Below are 1,433 nucleotides of genomic sequence, written 5' to 3'. Positions count from 1 at the left end.
GTAGATGGGCACTTGATCGACTACGTTACACCACATGAATATCAGACATTCCTCAAGAAGAATGGAATCAAGTGGGAGAAAGGTGATACACTTGATTATTTTGATAGTACTACAGGAGACATTGGTAAGATTGAAGATTTGCCGGATGAGATTCTCTTTAATGTTGAGAAATTCAATAGAGATGTAATTACAGAATCTTTTGATCAACTGGTGCTTAGTGATATCGTAGAGTATTTGGATCCTTTTGGCTGGAAAAAGACCCTTGTGTTCGCTACTGATAATGACCATGCAGATAGAATTGTTAGGATACTGAAGAAAGAATTAGAGGAAAAGTGGGGCGAAGTTGATGCGGAAGCAGTAATGAAAATTACAGGAACGATTAAGGACCCCAGAGATGCCATTAAGAAGTTTAAGAATGAGAAACTGCCAAACATTGTTGTGACTGTTGACCTGCTGACAACCGGCGTAGACGTTCCGGAAATTTGTAATTTGGTGTTTTTACGGAGGATCCGCTCACGTATATTGTTTGAACAGATGATAGGTCGTGCAACAAGACAATGCGATAAGATCAATAAGGAACATTTCGAAGTGTTTGACCCCGTAGGCTTATTTGATGTTTTAGAAAAAGTAAATACAATGAAACCGATTGTTACTAATCCATCTGTTACTGTTACAGATCTCATAACTGAAATGGATAAGATCACTGATGAAACACAACAGAAGAAACAAGTAGATGATGTAATTGCAAGGTTGCAGAGAAAAAAGAGAAATATCTCGGGAGAAGCGCTAGACCAATTGGAATCACTTACCGGTCATAAAACAGTTGAGCAGCTTATTGACTGGGTTAAGAATACACCGTATTCTAAGGTAGCCCAAGAATTAAGCCAAAATACTAAACTGCTTCTTTTCTTGAGTGAAAGCTGGGGCTCTCCTAGGGTTCAATACATATCTAATCATGAAGATAAAGAGCTCGAGCATTCAAGAGGCTATGGTAAAAGTGAAAAGCCAGAGGATTATCTGGATGCATTTGGTACTTTCTTGAGGGATTATATGAACGAAATCCCAGCCTTGGTATTGGTATGCACTAAACCGAGTGAGTTAACCAAAGAAGATTTGAAGCAGATTCACCAAAAGCTTGAAGAACATGGATTCAGGGAATCCGACTTGAAAACGGCATGTTATGAGATGAATAACATTGCAGCAAATACAATTGGAATTATCCGTCAGCGGATATTAGGTGATGCACTTATAAGTCATGAAGAAAGAGTTCAGAAAGCAATGAAAAAGATCTTTGAGTCTCATAAATGGACGCCTATTCAAAAGCGGTGGCTGGAAAACATTGAACGTCGACTTATAAAAGAACAGGTCCTGGGTCCGAATGCAACAAATGTTTTTGAAGCTGAACCATTTAAGGGAGATGGAGGCTTTAAAAG

At 38.7% G+C, this 1,433-nt stretch carries 1 protein-coding gene; it reads left to right on the top strand.

All coding sequences use genetic code 11. From position 1 onward, the window contains the following. Positions 1 to 1,433 (top strand): type I restriction-modification enzyme R subunit C-terminal domain-containing protein (locus AC1DUA_RS37450; protein ID WP_477504547.1); only part of this gene is annotated, 1,433 nt, incomplete at both ends.

This window comes from Paenibacillus sp. 01T422, from assembly GCF_056398785.1.
This window is presented reverse-complemented; position numbering and strand designations above follow the sequence as displayed.